This window comes from Oceanobacillus oncorhynchi (genome assembly GCF_000821065.1).
Classification (GTDB): domain Bacteria; phylum Bacillota; class Bacilli; order Bacillales; family Amphibacillaceae; genus Oceanobacillus; species Oceanobacillus oncorhynchi.
Genome location: NZ_CDGG01000001.1, coordinates 484,789 through 501,559, shown reverse-complemented (window position 1 = coordinate 501,559; position 16,771 = coordinate 484,789). Strand labels below are relative to the sequence as shown.

The following is a 16,771-nucleotide window of genomic DNA, read 5'->3' as shown; positions in this document are numbered from 1 at the left end:
TTTTTTGCTGGCATTCACACCTCTTTGCTTCCCAACCCGGTTTTAGAGGATAATGAATAACATATTTCCTTAACTTACTTTGATGATACCTGTTATTTTACCTTCCTGTAATAACCCAGCGTCATATTTTTGACTAAGCCTTCCGGTCTATTTCTCTGCTCACCTTAAATTATAGGATACGACATCAATTATTTAACCGTCTTATCTTGCATTGTTATCTCAAATAACGTAAGCTTATTCTGATAACGATTTTTTGGAGGCAATATAAAATATGTTAACAGTAACTAATGTTAGTTTACGATATGGTGATAAGAAGCTTTTTGAAGATGTTAATTTAAAATTCACCCCTGGAAATTGCTATGGTGTGATTGGAGCAAATGGTGCAGGGAAATCTACTTTCCTGAAAATTCTCTCAGGTGAAATCGAGCCGCAATCCGGTAATGTATCACTGACACCCGGACAGCGTCTGACAGTTTTAAAACAGGATCACTATGCTTACGAAGAGCACCCTGTTTTAGAGACTGTCTTGATGGGCCATGAGCGTTTATATAATGTAAAGCAGGAGAAAGATGCAATTTATATGAAAGCAGACTTCAGCGAAGAAGATGGCATTCGTGCCGCTGAGCTGGAAGGTGAATTTGCAGAAATGAACGGATGGGAAGCAGAGTCCGATGCTGCCGTGCTTCTGAAAGGACTTGGTGTAGAAGAATCTGTTCATGATTTAAAAATGGCTGAGATTCCTGAAGAACAAAAGGTAAAAGTATTACTTGCGCAAGCCTTATTCGGCAATCCGGATATTCTTCTTCTGGATGAGCCGACAAACGGATTAGACATTCAGGCAATTCAATGGCTGGAAGAATTTTTGATTCAATTTGAAAATACGGTTATCGTTGTATCCCACGACCGTCACTTTTTAAATAAAGTATGTACGCAAATTGCAGATGTCGATTATGGGAAAATTCAACTTTACGTTGGAAACTATGATTTCTGGTACGAGTCCAGCCAGCTTGCATCCCGTATGGCTCAAGAATCTAATAAGAAAAAAGAAGAGAAAATTAAAGAGTTAAAAGAATTTATCGCCCGTTTTAGTGCGAACGCTTCGAAGTCGAAGCAGGCAACGTCACGTAAGAAAATGCTTGATAATATTACGCTGGACGATATTAAGCCGTCATCTAGAAAATATCCATATATCGCCTTTACCCCAGAGCGTGAAATTGGAAATGATTTATTACAAGTAAAAGATTTATCTAAAACGATTAATGGTGTGAAAGTACTGGATAAGATTAACTTCACACTAAATCCGAATGATAAAGTAGCGCTTGTTGGCAAGGATGATATTGCCAATACCACGCTATTGCAGATTATTGCCGGAGAATTAGAGCCGGACGAAGGTTCTTACAAATGGGGAATCACGACTTCCCAGTCCTATTTCCCGAAAGATAATTCCGAGTTCTTTGACGGTGTAAACTTATCGTTAGTGGATTGGCTGCGTCAATACTCTCCGGAGGACGAAACAGAAACATTTCTGCGCGGTTTCTTAGGTAGAATGTTATTTTCCGGAGAAGAAGCGAAGAAAAAAGCAAATGTACTGTCCGGAGGCGAAAAGGTCCGCTGTATGCTTTCTAAAATGATGCTTTCCGAAGCGAATGTGCTTATTTTGGATGAGCCGACAAACCACCTTGACCTTGAATCCATTCAAGCATTAAATAATGGGCTTGTTAAATTCAAAGGATCTCTTGTCTTTACATCACATGACCATGAATTTATCAACAGTATCGCAAATCGTATTATGGAGATTACTCCGAATGGCATCGTGGATAAAGAAATGGCTTATGATGAATATGTACAGGATAAAAAGCTGCAAAAGCAAGTGAATGAAATGTATACAACGGCATAAATAGAAGCTTGTTATAAGAAACATTAGAAAAGAAACTGCTGCACAATCGATTACATGATTGTGCAGCAGTTTCTTTCTCTTTAGTACATATAAAAGCTGTTATTAGTAAATAACCTCTTATTTTAGAGTTAGAATTTATATGTTTTTCCCCTGCGTTATCCTAAGTAATTCAGGGAGTTAGCGCCCCTGCGTTTAAAGAGTCAACCCATTGCCTCATGTAAACTTTTAGTTATGCTTTGAAATTTGATTGTATAATGGATCACTTTATTTTTTAAATGGAGAATATGATAATTTTCTCCACAAGTATTCCAACGGACCTGTACCTAAATACTTCATAAAAAGTTCAGCAGTTATCATCATCACTATTGTAATAAGAATCCAATAAACAATTACAGTATAAGCGGAAGACACCGGAGCCACCCCTGCCCCCCAGCCATAAAAGATAATTGATGCCACTATATTTTGTAATATATAACAGCTTAATGCAGTTTTTCCTATAGATTCAAATCGATTAATCAGCCATGGAGCTATTTTTATTTTCAGTACCCAAGCGAATAAGCCAATATAGCCTAATGCCAAAATCGGAGCAAATACATACCGGGAGGCAATATCAAAATATCCGCCCGGTACTAACGTAAGTAAATTTAATGGTATTCCAATACCGAGACCATATATCATTAATTTTTTTCGGAGACGCTGCCCATTTTCGTTATTTGAAAATGCACCTGCACGAAATAACCGAATCCCTAAAATATACAAGGTGATATTCATAAAGATTATTAGAATAGCCTCTACCCTTAACCCCCAAAAGTCTCGGATTCTAAATTGTACTTGTTGCCAATAACTCTGATTGGAGTATAAATTACTTGTTTCTTGAGACATTCTCGCCATTTCATTTAGAAATGACGCTTCTTTTATTAAGAAGAACCATGCTATCGACAGCAGCATTACGCCCGTGAGATGAATAATTGCTGATACTATCATCGTTTTCTTCATCATTTCTTCACGATAACGAATAATGAAGGCAACGATCATTCCTGTAATTGCATAACTCATTAGAATGTCGTATTCAAACACAAAAATAAAATGTAATAAACCATCTAAAAACAGCAGAAACATCGTCCATAAATACAGGCGAATCCACGGAAGACCTTCTCTTGCAGCTTTACGATATTTCAACTCCAAACCAATTCCGAACATAATAGTCAATAAGCTTAAAAATTTACCATTAACAAATACAGATAGGAAAGCTTGCAGAAAAGACTCTAAGCTTTCCCACCAATTTGCATTTGAAAAAACAGTCATAATATTCCCCGGCTGAGCAAACAACCAGATATTCGTTCCTAACGTGCCGATAATCGCAAAGCCTCTTAACACATCTAATAATCTTATTCGATTTTCCTGCCCCTTCATCCCATCTGCCCCTTCGCTGTCTAAAGCTTTTTTGGTTGTTCTAAAATTCATTCCATCGTTTGACTTGAGTATTTAGCTAAGCAAACTTTTTTAGTTCAATTGAGCTAAAAAGATTTTATCATAGCTACAAACGAACGCGCAATTTTAATAACTCAATTGAGCGAAAAAATTTTGTTTTTCTCTTTTTATCTGATACAATTATTCTATGCCAAAAAAAGTTGACCATAGCAAACGTCGGGAACAAATAGCAAAATCTACATGGGAAATTATATCTCAAAAGGGGATTGAACATGCAACGACACGAAAAATAGCAGAAGAAACCGGAATTTCTCAATCCACTCTCAGGTACTATTTTCCTACTCGTAAAGAACTTCTTAAATTTGCAATGGAATTATTAAAAGAAAACGTGGGGGTTAGGATTAAAAAAATTATGGAGAAAGATCTGCCAGTTTTAGAAAAATTGGTTCAGCTTCTTATGGAGATAACTCCTTATAATGACATTTCAAGAAAGGAAATGGAGGTTTGGTTTGCCTTTATTACTCATGGTCGAAAAGAGGATGGATTTGATCTCAATTACGATGATGTTTTAAAAGTTATTGAATTAGTTTTAACGACTTTAGAAGAAAATGACTTATTGAAAAAAAATATTTCTAGAGATATTGAATTAGAGAAATTGTATAGTTTACTCGATGGGTTGGCTATCCATGCATTATTTAATCCAGAACGCTATACCCCATCTTACATCCGTAGTATTATTGAAAACCACCTTATGTCCATGGTCGTCATCGATTAACCTGGACATAAGGCGGTTTTTTTAATTATACTGAGATACTTCCTTTACAGCAGTCAAAAAATAGTAAAAAGGCTTCTGATATAAAAGAAGTAGTTTAAATGTTTGAAATATAAGTGCGTCTTTTTACTTGAAAGCCTGGAATCATTTTGTCCTGTTATGCACTATTCTTCTTTATTTTCTCACGAACTTTCTCCAGCATATCCACCGTCATTGCGTCCATATCATATGCTGCTTCAAAATCCCATTCTTCTTTCGCAGCATCTGCATTAATCGAATCCGGCCAGCTCTCTGCAATTCCTTGTCTGACCGGGTCTACCTGATAATCCATTGTAAAATCAGGAATGTGCTTGCGAATTGCTTCTTCAAAATGCTCCGGCGCAGCAGACATCGCAGTTATATTGAAGGCATTGCGATGCTTTAAGCGATCGGAATCTGCTTCCATCAGTTGAATAATCGCTTGTAAAGCATCTGGCATATACATCATATCCATATGCGTTCCTTTTGCAATATAGGAGGTATATGTTCCTGACCGAAGCGCTTCATAATACACTTCCACCGCGTAGTCTGTCGTACCGCCGCCTGGAGCAGTTACATAGGAAATTAAACCTGGAAAACGAACTCCTCTGGTATCCACCCCAAATCTGGAATAATAGTAATCACAAAGAATTTCTCCTGCTACTTTATTCACCCCATACATCGTCGTTGGACGCTGCAGCGTATCCTGCGGGGTATTATTTTTCGGTGTACTTGGCCCAAAAGCCCCAATTGAGCTTGGTGTGAAAAATTTTAAATCTAATTCCTTCGCAGCTTCCAGTGCATTTACCAGTCCGCCCATATTAATTTCCCAGGCGACTTTTGGAAAAGCCTCTGCCTTCGCAGATAAAAGTGCAGCTAAATGAATAATCGTATCCACCTTGTATTTTTTGGAAATCTCGTAAATTTCCTTTTCCTTTGTCACATCGATTTCTTCAAATATTCCTGATGGCTGCTCCGGTCTCCGGATATCGGAAGCAATGACATTATCCTCGCCGTATGTACTACGAAGCTTCTCCGTTAATTCTGATCCGATTTGCCCTAATGCACCGGTCACTAAAATTTTTTTCATCTCGGAAAACCTCCATTGAGAGGATGTTCAAAAAAGCTGTTGGAAAGATGCTCCGCCCTTCTATCAACCTTCTGAACATGCGCTCTTATTTTTAAATATATAAATTGAAATTAATAGCTACCGCTACAACGGGTTTCATGGGGTGAGTAATCTTAGGCCCCAGAAAACACTACGCTTTCCGCGGGCCCCGAGCTCATCTCCTTTAAAGAAGACTTGCTGATTGGCAAGCCGTCAGGCGCAGACAGAGCTAAAGTCGCACTTATGCCCCGCGCCTTCCCACAACGGACAAGACGTCCTAGTGTCGGTCGTTGGTCACAGGACGTGACCGTTCTTAGTCGACCAGGAGTCTCCGTGTTTTTCTTCTGGGACTGGGACTGCGGTTACTCGCCCCACCAAAAACCGTCGCTAGTTACCGTTTTCAATCATTATTTCGTCATTTTATAAGAAAAATAAAGTGTAATTTATTACTTCAATTTATATAAGTTTTAATTCCTTACCGATTTTTTCATAAATGCCAATAGCTCGATCCAGCATTTCTTTCGTATGCGCAGCTGTCGGCATATTACGAACCCGCCCGGTCCTCCTCGGCACTGTCGGAAACACGATTGCTTTCGCATAAACGCCCTCTTCATACAGTCTTTTACTAAATGTCTGCGCTTGTTTTTCATCACCGATAATACAAGGTGTGATTGGTGTTTCGCTGTCGCCAATATCAAAACCAAGCTTTTTCAAGCCTTCTTTCAAGTAATTCCCATTCTCCCAGAGCTTTTCATTCAGTTCTGTACTCTCCATGAGCATTTCAATTGCTCTTGTGCTTGCAGCTGCATCTGCTGGAGATACCGCTGTAGAAAATAAGAATGGACGGGAACGGACTTTCAGCCAATCTATTAATGATTGTTTCCCTGCAACATAACCGCCGATAACACCAATTGCTTTCGACAGCGTACCCATTTGAAAATCTACTTTATCCTGCAACCCAAAATGCTTTACTGTTCCTGCACCGTCACCAGTTACTCCTGAGCCATGCGCATCATCTACATAGGTAATCAAATCAAATTCTTCAGCGATTTCCACTATCTCCGGAAGCTTCGCGATATCTCCATCCATGGAGAATACGCCATCCGTAATTACCATCACTTTATTATATGTCCCTGATTCTGTCGCTTCCTTCGCTTTCGCACGTAAATCCGCCATATCTGAATGCTCAAATCGAATAATCTTCGCCTTCGATAAGCGACAGCCGTCAATAATAGAGGCGTGGTTTAAAGAATCCGATAGAATCGCATCATTTTTATCCATTACAGCCGAAATCGCTGCCATATTACAGTTAAATCCAGATTGATAAGCGATAGCTGCTTCTGTTCCTTTAAATGCAGCAATTCTCTTTTCCAATTCGATATGCAAGTCAAGCGTTCCATTAATCGTGCGGACAGCGCCAGCGCCGGCACCATGGGAATCCACAGCTTGCTTGGCTGCATCTTTTAATTCATGGTGCGTCGCAAGCCCTAAGTAATTATTAGAAGAAAGATTGATTAATGTTTCTCCTTTGATTGTAATTTCCGGGCCATTTGCACCTTCTACAGTATCAATTTCGTTATAGAGACCATTTTCCTTTAAATCATTTATATTTGATTCCAAAAAATGATCTAATTTTCGGCTTGTCATACCCTATTTTCCTCCTTTAAAGCATTGTAAAATGTAACTTTGCACCGCATGGGTCTACGGACAACTCTTTGTCAAAAATGTAATCCCTTTCAAGTATAACATATAAATAACCCAATCCAGTTATTCACAGAATTAGCGAATATATATGAAAATTAATGTTTTTCCTGCTAGCCAATTTGACCATATTGTCCTATACTAAGAGAGTTGAATATTATTAAAAAGGATGTTCAAAAAGTCTCTTAAAAAATGATGCTTCGATAGAGTGAACTTTTTTTGAACACATACTTTAAATATATGATGGAGGGTTGAAAAGAAACATGCGAAAAGTTCTACTTACTTTGTTTATTTTTGTCATTGCTGCAGTAGGAGCTTTAGGCTATTCAAGTGCTCATAACGATAGTAATGAAGAAATTGAACAAAGCCCGGCTGCCACTTCTACCGAATTTCAGAATTAAAGAGGATATTCCAAGGATTTGATAAAGATAACACTGCCGGCTTTCTGGGGTGTAAAATATATCAGCAAATGTTTATTCGTCTTTTTAAAATGTAAAGAAAAAATCAGATGATCGTTGATAATAGATGAAACGCATGTATATCAGAAAAACTCTGCGTGATAACTACGAGATACGGACAGCTAAATATCATGACTTCATGGGGTCTCATGCTTATATAATCAAAAGTATGATGCCTTTTTTATGGCTTTTCACCAAAATCTATGGGTAACATAGTAGATATAAATTTGCTGTAAGCGGCCGCTACGGAAATACACTACGCTTTCCATGGGCTTGTCTTCAGCCTCCTCGAAAAAAGAAGACCACTTTTTCTGCGGGGTCTTCACACTGCGCATTCCCATAGGAGTCTACGTGTATTTCCTTCGCTTGGTAACTGCTATTATCATATTTAATTATATTTTCCAACCATAGATTTTGGTGTTGACCCTTTTTTATTATATTTATTTTCTCAACTAAAAAAAATAGCTTAAGAGTTTTATAGACTCTTAAGCTATTTTTATATGATTTATTCAACGATTGTTACGTTAACTTGTTGTCTTCCAAAGTTTACTGCTTCGTCTTGGGATGGTACGTGAAGGTCAATTTTGTTTCCATTGATTGCACCGCCAGTATCAGCAGCAGTTGCATAGCCATAACCTTCTACATAAACTTCACTTCCCAATGGAATAACATTTGGGTCTACTGCAATTACTTTCGCATTAGGATCTTGATTTAGATCTACACCAGTTGCAGTTACTCCGGAACATCCATTACAATCTGCTGTATATGCAGTCGCTTCTACAGAAATTGTTTCGCCTTGTGGAGAACCATTATCTGAAGATTGTTCTTCTGATTCAGAAGCAGCTGCTTCTTCATTAGAAGTTTGCTCTACAGCAGGTTCGCTTTCCTCTGCAGCCGGCTCTTCAGCTGCCTCTTCTTCTACTGCTGGTTCTTCTGTTGCTTCTTCTTCTGCTGCAGGTTCCTCAGCTGGTTCTTCCTCTACTGCTGGTTGCTCTGCTACAGCTTCTTCAGCTGTTCCATTTATTGATAATTCATTACCGATTACGATAATATCAGATGAAAGGTTATTCCATTCTTTAATATCGCTGACAGATACATTGAATTCTTTAGCAATAGCTGAAAGGGTGTCCCCTTTTTCTACTGTGTATACTGTTTCTTCTCCATCTTCACCAGATTCACTTACCTTAATAACATCTTTCGGGTGAATTACCTCTGATTTAAGATCATTTATATCAAGTAAGTTTTGCACGCTTGTATCATATTGAGCTGCAATCTTCCATAAGCTCTCTCCTGATTCTACCTTGTGTTCATTTGCGTCAGCGGAAACTGTTGTTGCAGCTGTACCGGTTATAATAATTCCAGCAGATAATGCTGCTACGAGTTTTCTCATCTGATAACCTCCTTATGTTTTTTCACAATGACTATCCTATCACAGGAATCAGAAGAATACAGTTACAGAAGGGTTAAGTGTAAATTACAATGATTACATATGCCCTGTTTACTATTACATTTGTAACATATTTGTTATAGAAGAGCGGTAAAGCGTATGCATTATGACAAACCCACGTCGAAGGCTCGTTTCTGTAATATAAAAAAAGAGCCCTCTATGATTAGAGAGCTCTTCGTCAACTGCTTGCCAGTATTCAATTAGCTGCTGAAAAAGTTCGCAATGGAACGGAAGATATCACTAAAGAAGTTCGCCACTCTCTCCCAAAATCCCCTGTCTAAACCTAAATCCTCTGCTCTTTCGACAAGGTCATTTGTAATACTCTCGAGCTGATCTCTCATTGCTCCAAAATCAATTTCTAAATCCCTCATTCGATTTACTAAATCAATAAGCATCTGCCTGTCGGCGTCATTCAGCTGAATGTCCAGATTGTTAAGCTGCTCATTAACGATTTGTTCTACTTCTTCTCTGGTTACTGGATTCTGTTCAGCAATCATTTTTTTGATTTCTGTTAAAAGTGTACTTACGTCTTCATCACTAATATCTTCATTATCTGCTAAATCAGTTGCTACTTCTAGCTCATCGTTAGCTAATTCCATTCGTTCCGGATCTAATTCTACTCCTTCTACATCATAGGCTTTGTATATTCCTGTCAATGCAGAATGACCAGATACTCTGACTGGAGAAACAACATCTACCGTCGCATTTTCCGCTCCGGCTGTTAACAGTGCGTTCATATACATTTCTCTGGTTACTTCCGTAATATTATCGGGTGTTAATATATTCACTTCCAGGCCGGAACCGCTTGACTCCAGCGTAATTCCTGCAGAAGAATACATATTTGCATCTGGATTTCCATTTATAAAATCAGCATAATCTTGTCCTGTAACGTCATGTTCTTCATATGTGTCATCATCTGAGATTTCCAAAGCCTCCCGAACTTCCGCCCGCTGACTGTCACTGAGTTTTTCCCCATAGATAATCGTCGTATTAGAAGCTGCTGAAACTGGCAATAGGATACTAAAAAATAATATGCAGCTTAGTGCCACGTATTTCAGCACGGATACTACCTTTTTATTCATTCTGTTTACTCCTTTTCTTCGTAAGCGTTTTTTAACTCCTACGTTTGATATTTATGATGAGCATCTATCGTCATCTATTATAACCCGAAGGAAAAATGTTTACATGTTTTTAAAACATTAATTTCATCTGCCGGCTAAATACAATCTGCAGAAAAAAACATGCTGCCAGCTCCCGGGCCTTCTAACAGTTGATTTATTTCTATAGGAAAAGCTTGGAACTATATTTTATCATATAGGATTACTGTCTATGTATCCTTGCTGATTCCCTGTCTTTTTTATGATAAAACGTTTTTTTATGACGTTAACTCAACTTTCACACTTAAGAATAAGCATATATATCTTGTATTCCAGGATGAACTTGTTTTCGATTACCACGCTTGCTTTTGGGTTACATATTCGGCCTTTTTGGAATTGATGATGGTGCGTAGCTCCGCTCCGGCCAACCACTCCGCTTTTCGCCGCAGCGGTGCTTTACACTTCACCTTCTATTCTTTGTCAATGGAGTTATCGAAGGAACGGTCAACCCCTGTTTCTATGGAAATGAAGTTACTTTTTAATGTGCGAAAATGGAAGCATTAAAATAAATCCTTTTTGTAAGCAGATACCTTTTCATTTAGTTCGTGTTAGTGTATATTTGGAGTAACGAAATAAATGTAGGATTATTTATTGGAAATTCGGCACTCCTTTTTTTAAGATTGCAGGAATTCCACAGATGGTGATAGCGTAATGCATTTATGCAACTTAAACGGACAGCTGCAGATTGTTTTAGAGAAGGTATGGGTCATTGGCACTTATGCCTTTTTCATATGTACTAAAGGCGCTTATCCCATTTCAAAACGAAAATGCATACAGCAAATTGGGTTTTCCCTGCTGTATGCTTGAATCAATAAGTGTACATGAATCTGCAGTTCTTACAATGTCAGAAAGAAGGTTTGAACGTTATTAATACACACCCAGGAGTAAAACGTAACTTAGTGATTATGTGGTTTGCTAATTTCTTTATTAGCGGAAGCATGACGATGGTTGTGCCTTTTATTTCCTTATATATTCAGTCCATGGGAAACTTTTCTGCGTCCTATGTGCAGACATGGTCTGGATTAACCTTTGCCGTTACTTTCATCAGTGCATTTATCTTTGCCCCGATTTGGGGAAGAGTCGGCGATCGCTTCGGCAGGAAGCGTTTAATGGTGATGTCTGCATTAGGAATCGGAATTTCCGTATTTTTAATGGGATTCGTCACAGCCGTATGGCAGTTATTTCTCTTGCGCTTTTTAATGGGAATCGTCACAGGATTTATTCCAATGTCTCAGGCGTTTATTGCAACCCAGACACCTAAAGAAGTTGCCGGAAAAGTGTTAGGCACCCTGCAGACCGGAACTATCACCGGTTCTTTGATGGGCCCCTTATTAGGCGGGGCGCTGGCAGATGCATTTGGTTATTCCAGCACCTTTAAATGGGTAGCAATCACTATCTTTATCTCCGGATTGCTCGTTATATTTGGAGTGAAAGAAATGAAGGTGACCTTTTCAAAAGAAGAGGATACAAAGAATTATTCCAGGAAGGAAGTATTGCAGTATATCCTGCGTAAACCAATCTTATTGATTGTTTTATTAATGTCTGCACTTGTACAGATTGCTCACTTCAGCGTCCAGCCGATTTTATCATTATTTGTTGAAGAAATTCATGGGCCGGTCAATCTGGCATTCTTTGCAGGAATTGCCTTCTCCGCCACAGGGGTAGGCAATCTGTTGATGACCAGACGCTGGGGAATGATCGGAGATAAGCACGGCTATACGAAAGTATTAATTATCATGCTGTTTGTTTCCGGCTTGGTCTATTTGCCGGGTATGTTCATTACGAGTATTTGGCAATTAGTCATTATGCGATTCTTACTCGGTTTGTTCCTTGGTGGAGTTATCCCAATCCGTGTGGCTTATATCCGGAAAGAAGCACCGCTGTCTACACAAGGAGAAGTACTTGGCTACGATACAAGTTTACGCTTTTTCGGAAACATTATCGGTCCCATGCTTGGCGGTACCATCGCTGCAACCTGGGGATTCTCTTCCGTCTTTTTAACAACCGGCCTGCTGCTTATTCTTTGCGGCTTTATCATGCTTGTTGTCTGGTTACGTTATGAACATGAACCGAATACAAAGCATTCTCATTCGCACACTTTCTCATCCAGATAAAAATATTGATTTGTTTCTATAATTATGCTAAAACTAACAAAGTAGCGTTAATTATTATAGAAAGAAAGTGATAGCAATGGGTATCGTTGTCGTAGAAATATGTGACGGAAATGCCATCACTACTATAGATATTGAATCCATCTTAGAGAAAGAATTCCCTGAGGTAGCGGTTCTTATGAATGAATGCCTGTCGTTTTGCGGACTTTGTGCCGTTCGACCGTACGCATTAGTAAATAATAAGCGTGTGTTTGGCAAGACACCGGAAGAATGTCTTGATAAAATACGTTTGCAAATTAAAGAAGAGCTTGCAGTTTATGAATAACTGCAAGCTCTTCTTTGTATAGTCAGACATGATTTCCCGGGAAATTACAGACTTTCTTTAAAAATCTCCAGAGAATCCTTCTTCGTTAAAGCACGATAGTTGCCGAATGTCGGGTTTGCCACCACGGTTTTCTCCGCCATTTCTTCAAGCGTGGACTCGTCTATATCATAATCTGTCAAACTGGATGGCGCACCAAGTTCATTCCAAAATTCACGCAGTTTGTCAATTCCTTCTAAGGCAACTACTTTATCTGATTTCCCTATGGTATCTACGTCAAAGACCCGGACAGCAAGCTGCTTAAAGCGATGTACATTATTCTCATCCAGTACATGCCGCATCCAATTCGGGAATAGGATAGCTAAACCGCCGCCATGCGGAATATCGTGGACAGCAGAAACCGCATGCTCTAAATTATGCGTTGCCCAATCACCCCGATAACCTAAATTCAGCATATTATTTAAGGCCAGTGTTCCGCCCAGCATTGCTGTAGAGCGATAGGCATAATTTTCAGGGTCTGCTAATAGTTTCGGCCCTACATCAATCAGGGTCAACAGAATACCTTCACACCATCTGTCTTGAATCGGTGTATTTTCTTCATGATGAAAATAATGCTCTAATACATGCGACATCATATCTACCAATCCATAAATGGTTTGATCCCGCGGTACAGAGAAAGTATGCACAGGATCCAGAATAGAAAATTTTGGATAGGTATACGGAGACCCCCATCCATGCTTTTCATTGGTTTCCCAATTGGTAATAACAGAGCCCGAATTCATCTCAGAGCCTGTAGCAGCTAAGGTGAGAATCGTTCCAAATGGCAGTGCACCTGCCGGCTTTTCCTTTTTCGTCACTACATCCCACATATCTGCATCCGTTACGGCGCCGACAGCGATTGCTTTGGAGCAGTCAATAGTGCTACCTCCACCGATAGCCAAGATAAAATCAATTCTCTGTTCGCGGCAAATACCTACGCCTTTCCGTACTGTAGAAATACGCGGGTTAGGTTCTACACCAGAAAGCTCAAACACCTCCGCATTGATTTTTTTCAATTCTTCCAATACACGATCATAGATGCCATTTCGTTTAATACTTCCTCCGCCATATACAATCAGAATACGGCTTCCGTAAGGCTGAATTTCGCCAGCCAGCTTTTCGATTTGTCCTTTTCCAAAGATAAGTTTCGTTGGATTGCGATAGATAAAATTCTCCATATAATCACTCCTTATGCTTTACGGTATGCTACAATATCCATTTCTACAAGAACGTCTTTCGGAAGACGGCTCACTTCCACACAAGCACGTGCCGGATATGGCTCAGACAACGCTGCTCCATAAATTTCATTCACTGTCGCAAAATCCTCCATGGAATTTAAGAAAATCGTAAATTTCACTGCGTTTGCAAAGCTTAACCCCGCTTCATCTAAAATAGCCTGTAAATTTGCTAATACTTGCTTCGTCTGCGCTTCAATTCCTTCTACGACATCCCCTGTTGCCGGATCAATCGGAATTTGTCCGGAAATATAAAGAAAATCTCCTGCTTCGATTGCTTGAGAGTATGGTCCAATTGCTGCTGGTGCATTATTTGTCTGAATAGCTTTCATAAAAAATCATCCTCCGCCTTGTTTTTTTAGTATCCGCTGTTGTCATAATCATCAGTTAATTGCTTGGAAATATGCATTGTAGAACGATTCTTTTCATGCACAAAAAAGATATGACAACACTTCTGTATGTAAAAGCTGCTCTGAATCAAGAGCATTTCACATACTGTTATCATATCAGTTTTCCAGTTCCATTTCTATTGCTTCCTTATAGGACATGACAGAAGAAACATAATAAATGTCTCCATAGCATGCATCTAGTTCTTCTGCTTCTTCTCTCCGGCAGGCATAAATGGAAGCCTCCCTTCCCGCCTCTTCATACATATACTGCGAATAAGCAATGGCAGCGTCCTCCGAATAAGGTTCTTCCGTTTCCTGTAGATAGTTAATAAAGCCGGGACCAAAATTATAAGCTTGAACTGCTAAGGCTGTGTCGCCCTCTGCTTGTTCATACACCCAGGCAAAGAAGGATACGCCCTGCTCAATCGAATGCTCTGGATCATCAATACAGCCTATTTCCCCGCACAGGCTTTCCGAGGATTGCATCGGATCGGTACCGCGTCCACCGGATTCCTGCATCATCATGGCAAGAATTGTATTGGTCTGTTCTTCAATTCCATGCTGTTCTGCATATTTTTCAACAATCGGTTTATATTCCCATATTTTCTGGTTCAAGGCTGGCAGGGGACGTGGCCCTGACTCTTCCAGTTCTGGTTCAGATTGCTCTGCAACATAATTGACTAATAAAGAAAGGGAAACTAAACCGAAGAAAAACACAAGACATATAACTATCAAATATTTCAGCAGCTCTGCCAGCTGGCGTTTTTTCCTACGTTTCATATTTTTTCTCCTTTACCCATTCACCTATCCTCAGCATCCCCCATATAGAAATACCATATACCATATGTCCGGCCAGCCAGATAAGCCATGCCTCTATACTGCCTATTTCTGGAGTCCGGTCAGATAGCATCGTTGTCGGGAAAATAAGCAGGCCAATCGCAGCATTACAATATATATAAGACATCAGCTTCTGCTCCAGATGTTTCTTTGTTAATACGCGATAGAGAATCCAGACAATAGCCACAGAAACACCCAAATGGAAGGAAAACTCTACCCAATTAGGAAAATTCATTCCGCCAATTACGGGAAAATAATCTACATTCATCAGCAGGATGTAAACAGGAATCGCTGTCCATTGCTGCAAAGCATATAAGAAGCCGCCAAGTACAAGGCCGGATACGAAACCGACAATCCAAATCATCCATGATCCTCCCCTGTTTAAGCATCTGCGAATAGCTTCTTCTCTCTCCATTTCCCGAAACGATAATATAGAATAGCAACCGCGCTGCTTAGGATAAAGCTTGCCCCTACACCAATTGCAATGCCAATTTCACCAAACAGGCAAGAGAATAAGGCAGCCAGGGGATAACGCAGTATCCAGAAAGAAATGATATTTAATATAAGAATCGGATACATTGCGCCTGCTGCCCGGACAACACCGTTTAAGATAAAATTAATCCCTAAAAACGGATAGCATAATGCAACAATCTGAAGATATATTGTACCAAATTGGACAGAAGCTTCGTCCTGAATAAACAACCTTACCCCATATTCAGCAAAAATGGCGACGATAATACCGATAAACAGCATAATAAGAAAATTATATATCACCCCAAACTTCGCCACTTCTCTGACTCTTCCCCAGTTTTGTGCACCGATATTCTGCCCAGCCATACTGGAAATGGCAATACTTAAAGCATGTGCAGGCAGCATTAATAAACTATCCAGACGCTGTGCTGCACTATACCCTGAAACAACTGCTTCTCCATGTACAGCCACTACCCCGATAATGGCAGCTGCACCAGCAGAAATCACTGCCATCTGCAGGCTGGATGGGATGCCGATATGCAAAATCAATTTAATTTCTTTCCATTTTGGCAGACTTGGAATCGTAAACGGAGCTAAATCCTTCTTCAGAATATAAAAGAATCCAATTAAAAAGGAAACACCTTGTGATATCACTGTAGCATAGCCTGCGCCATTGATGCCCCAGTCAAATACATGAATAAATAGCGGGTCCAATACGGTATTCAGCAGGACTGCTACTGTTACAAAGTAAAGCGGTGTTTTACTGTCTCCAATGGAACGCAGTACTGTACTGATAAAGTTATAGCCAAACAGTAAAAGAATCCCCATAAAGTTAATCCGCAGATAGGCAGCGGCATCTGCTGCCATTGCTTCCGGTGTTCCCAGCATGGTCAGCAGCACCTCTGCAAAAATATACCCGGAGACGCCAAGTAATAATGCAACCGATGTCATCAGAACAACAAATGCATTCAAATAACGCTTCAGCCCCTCTTCATTCTGCTTCCCCTGCTGCTGCGACAAAATGGTCAGAGCAGCATTATTTAAACCAATAATTAATGAGAGCACCACAAATATAATGCTCCCGGAAATGGCAACTGCACCTAGGGCGTTCGCACCAAGCAAATTTCCGACCCACAAACTGTCTACAAATTGATATGAGGTTTGCAGCAGATTTGCCAAAAGAATGGGTCCGGAAAAATAAAAAAGGCTTTTGCCGATACTTCCTTTTGTAAAATCATATTTCTTAGCCATTGATTTGCACTCCTGATTTTTCTCACCTTATTCTTTGCTTTTATTATAAAGGGAAAGCATTAGAAAAACCTGTATTTGCTCTTCCACTGTAAAAATTGCTAAAATATCATCCTATAATGTAAAAAAA

The 16,771-nt window shown here is 39.6% G+C and carries 15 protein-coding genes; 5 read left to right on the top strand and 10 right to left on the bottom strand.

Annotation, left to right across the window (positions count from 1 at the left end; translation table 11 throughout):
- The first annotated feature begins 271 nt into the window (after positions 1-271).
- The gene (locus BN997_RS02325; protein WP_042529311.1) at positions 272-1,897 is read left to right on the top strand and encodes an ABC-F family ATP-binding cassette domain-containing protein; all 1,626 of its coding nucleotides are present in this window, start codon (positions 272-274) and stop codon (positions 1,895-1,897) included.
- A gap of 264 nt (positions 1,898-2,161) precedes the next feature.
- Here BN997_RS02325 and BN997_RS02320 read toward each other — a convergent pair whose 3' ends face one another.
- Positions 2,162-3,310 carry a DUF418 domain-containing protein gene (locus BN997_RS02320; protein WP_042529308.1) on the bottom strand — a complete coding sequence of 383 codons (1,149 nt, stop codon included), beginning with the start codon at positions 3,308-3,310 and terminating at the stop codon, positions 2,162-2,164.
- A gap of 205 nt (positions 3,311-3,515) precedes the next feature.
- On the opposite strand from BN997_RS02320, the gene BN997_RS02315 reads away from it, so the two are divergent.
- A complete protein-coding gene (locus tag BN997_RS02315; protein ID WP_042529306.1) occupies positions 3,516-4,103 on the top strand; it encodes a TetR/AcrR family transcriptional regulator in 588 nt (195 codons plus the stop codon).
- A gap of 154 nt (positions 4,104-4,257) precedes the next feature.
- Here BN997_RS02315 and BN997_RS02310 read toward each other — a convergent pair whose 3' ends face one another.
- Together BN997_RS02310 and BN997_RS02305 are read right to left on the bottom strand one after the other, a co-directional pair.
- Complete coding sequence (locus BN997_RS02310) at positions 4,258-5,208, bottom strand: L-threonine 3-dehydrogenase (protein ID WP_042529305.1); 951 nt, start codon at positions 5,206-5,208, stop codon at positions 4,258-4,260.
- Positions 5,209-5,682: 474 nt separating this feature from the next.
- On the bottom strand, positions 5,683-6,873 hold the full coding sequence (locus BN997_RS02305) for a glycine C-acetyltransferase (protein WP_042529303.1): 1,191 nt from the start codon (positions 6,871-6,873) through the stop codon (positions 5,683-5,685).
- Between the two features lie 317 nt (positions 6,874-7,190).
- Between BN997_RS02305 and BN997_RS23035 the strand changes: the two genes are divergently transcribed.
- Positions 7,191-7,328 carry a hypothetical protein gene (locus tag BN997_RS23035; RefSeq protein ID WP_175296993.1) on the top strand — a complete coding sequence of 46 codons (138 nt, stop codon included), beginning with the start codon at positions 7,191-7,193 and terminating at the stop codon, positions 7,326-7,328.
- 562 nt (positions 7,329-7,890) lie between these two features.
- On the opposite strand, the gene BN997_RS02295 is transcribed toward BN997_RS23035, so the two are convergent.
- Together BN997_RS02295 and BN997_RS02290 are read right to left on the bottom strand one after the other, a co-directional pair.
- Positions 7,891-8,775 (bottom strand): 3D domain-containing protein, encoded by an 885-nt coding sequence (locus BN997_RS02295; RefSeq protein WP_042529300.1) that lies wholly within the window; start codon positions 8,773-8,775, stop codon positions 7,891-7,893.
- Positions 8,776-9,032: 257 nt separating this feature from the next.
- Positions 9,033-9,914, bottom strand: a complete 882-nt coding sequence (locus tag BN997_RS02290; RefSeq protein ID WP_042529298.1) for a DUF1002 domain-containing protein — start codon at positions 9,912-9,914, stop codon at positions 9,033-9,035.
- A gap of 980 nt (positions 9,915-10,894) precedes the next feature.
- Between BN997_RS02290 and BN997_RS02285 the strand changes: the two genes are divergently transcribed.
- Together BN997_RS02285 and BN997_RS02280 are read left to right on the top strand one after the other, a co-directional pair.
- Complete coding sequence (locus tag BN997_RS02285) at positions 10,895-12,103, top strand: MFS transporter (protein WP_042535674.1); 1,209 nt, start codon at positions 10,895-10,897, stop codon at positions 12,101-12,103.
- A 76-nt stretch (positions 12,104-12,179) separates the two neighbouring features.
- A complete protein-coding gene (locus BN997_RS02280) occupies positions 12,180-12,425 on the top strand; it encodes a YuzB family protein (protein WP_042529296.1) in 246 nt (81 codons plus the stop codon).
- 44 nt (positions 12,426-12,469) lie between these two features.
- Here the strand turns inward: BN997_RS02280 and BN997_RS02275 are convergent, their stop codons facing one another.
- From BN997_RS02275 to BN997_RS02255, 5 genes are all read right to left on the bottom strand, one after another.
- Positions 12,470-13,639, bottom strand: a complete 1,170-nt coding sequence (locus BN997_RS02275; protein WP_042529294.1) for an iron-containing alcohol dehydrogenase — start codon at positions 13,637-13,639, stop codon at positions 12,470-12,472.
- An 11-nt stretch (positions 13,640-13,650) separates the two neighbouring features.
- Positions 13,651-14,028, bottom strand: a complete 378-nt coding sequence (locus BN997_RS02270; RefSeq protein ID WP_042529292.1) for a RidA family protein — start codon at positions 14,026-14,028, stop codon at positions 13,651-13,653.
- Positions 14,029-14,202: 174 nt separating this feature from the next.
- The gene (locus tag BN997_RS02265) at positions 14,203-14,865 is read right to left on the bottom strand and encodes a lysozyme family protein (protein WP_042529290.1); all 663 of its coding nucleotides are present in this window, start codon (positions 14,863-14,865) and stop codon (positions 14,203-14,205) included.
- Positions 14,855-15,286 carry a hypothetical protein gene (locus tag BN997_RS02260; protein WP_042529288.1) on the bottom strand — a complete coding sequence of 144 codons (432 nt, stop codon included), beginning with the start codon at positions 15,284-15,286 and terminating at the stop codon, positions 14,855-14,857. The genes BN997_RS02265 and BN997_RS02260 overlap by 11 nt, the downstream gene beginning before the upstream one ends.
- A gap of 17 nt (positions 15,287-15,303) precedes the next feature.
- On the bottom strand, positions 15,304-16,644 hold the full coding sequence (locus BN997_RS02255) for an MATE family efflux transporter (RefSeq protein ID WP_042529286.1): 1,341 nt from the start codon (positions 16,642-16,644) through the stop codon (positions 15,304-15,306).
- Positions 16,645-16,771 lie beyond the last annotated feature (127 nt).

Bases quoted from the DNA above. Each gene is read 5' to 3' on its own strand.
- BN997_RS02325 (WP_042529311.1), top strand. From the start codon at position 272: ATGTTAACAGTAACTAATGTTAGTTTACGATATGGTGATAAGAAGCTT.
- BN997_RS02320 (WP_042529308.1), bottom strand. From the start codon at position 3,310: ATGAAGGGGCAGGAAAATCGAATAAGATTATTAGATGTGTTAAGAGGC.
- BN997_RS02315 (WP_042529306.1), top strand. From the start codon at position 3,516: ATGCCAAAAAAAGTTGACCATAGCAAACGTCGGGAACAAATAGCAAAA.
- BN997_RS02310 (WP_042529305.1), bottom strand. From the start codon at position 5,208: ATGAAAAAAATTTTAGTGACCGGTGCATTAGGGCAAATCGGATCAGAA.
- BN997_RS02305 (WP_042529303.1), bottom strand. From the start codon at position 6,873: ATGACAAGCCGAAAATTAGATCATTTTTTGGAATCAAATATAAATGAT.
- BN997_RS23035 (WP_175296993.1), top strand. From the start codon at position 7,191: ATGCGAAAAGTTCTACTTACTTTGTTTATTTTTGTCATTGCTGCAGTA.
- BN997_RS02295 (WP_042529300.1), bottom strand. From the start codon at position 8,775: ATGAGAAAACTCGTAGCAGCATTATCTGCTGGAATTATTATAACCGGT.
- BN997_RS02290 (WP_042529298.1), bottom strand. From the start codon at position 9,914: ATGAATAAAAAGGTAGTATCCGTGCTGAAATACGTGGCACTAAGCTGC.
- BN997_RS02285 (WP_042535674.1), top strand. From the start codon at position 10,895: ATGTGGTTTGCTAATTTCTTTATTAGCGGAAGCATGACGATGGTTGTG.
- BN997_RS02280 (WP_042529296.1), top strand. From the start codon at position 12,180: ATGGGTATCGTTGTCGTAGAAATATGTGACGGAAATGCCATCACTACT.
- BN997_RS02275 (WP_042529294.1), bottom strand. From the start codon at position 13,639: ATGGAGAATTTTATCTATCGCAATCCAACGAAACTTATCTTTGGAAAA.
- BN997_RS02270 (WP_042529292.1), bottom strand. From the start codon at position 14,028: ATGAAAGCTATTCAGACAAATAATGCACCAGCAGCAATTGGACCATAC.
- BN997_RS02265 (WP_042529290.1), bottom strand. From the start codon at position 14,865: ATGAAACGTAGGAAAAAACGCCAGCTGGCAGAGCTGCTGAAATATTTG.
- BN997_RS02260 (WP_042529288.1), bottom strand. From the start codon at position 15,286: ATGATTTGGATTGTCGGTTTCGTATCCGGCCTTGTACTTGGCGGCTTC.
- BN997_RS02255 (WP_042529286.1), bottom strand. From the start codon at position 16,644: ATGGCTAAGAAATATGATTTTACAAAAGGAAGTATCGGCAAAAGCCTT.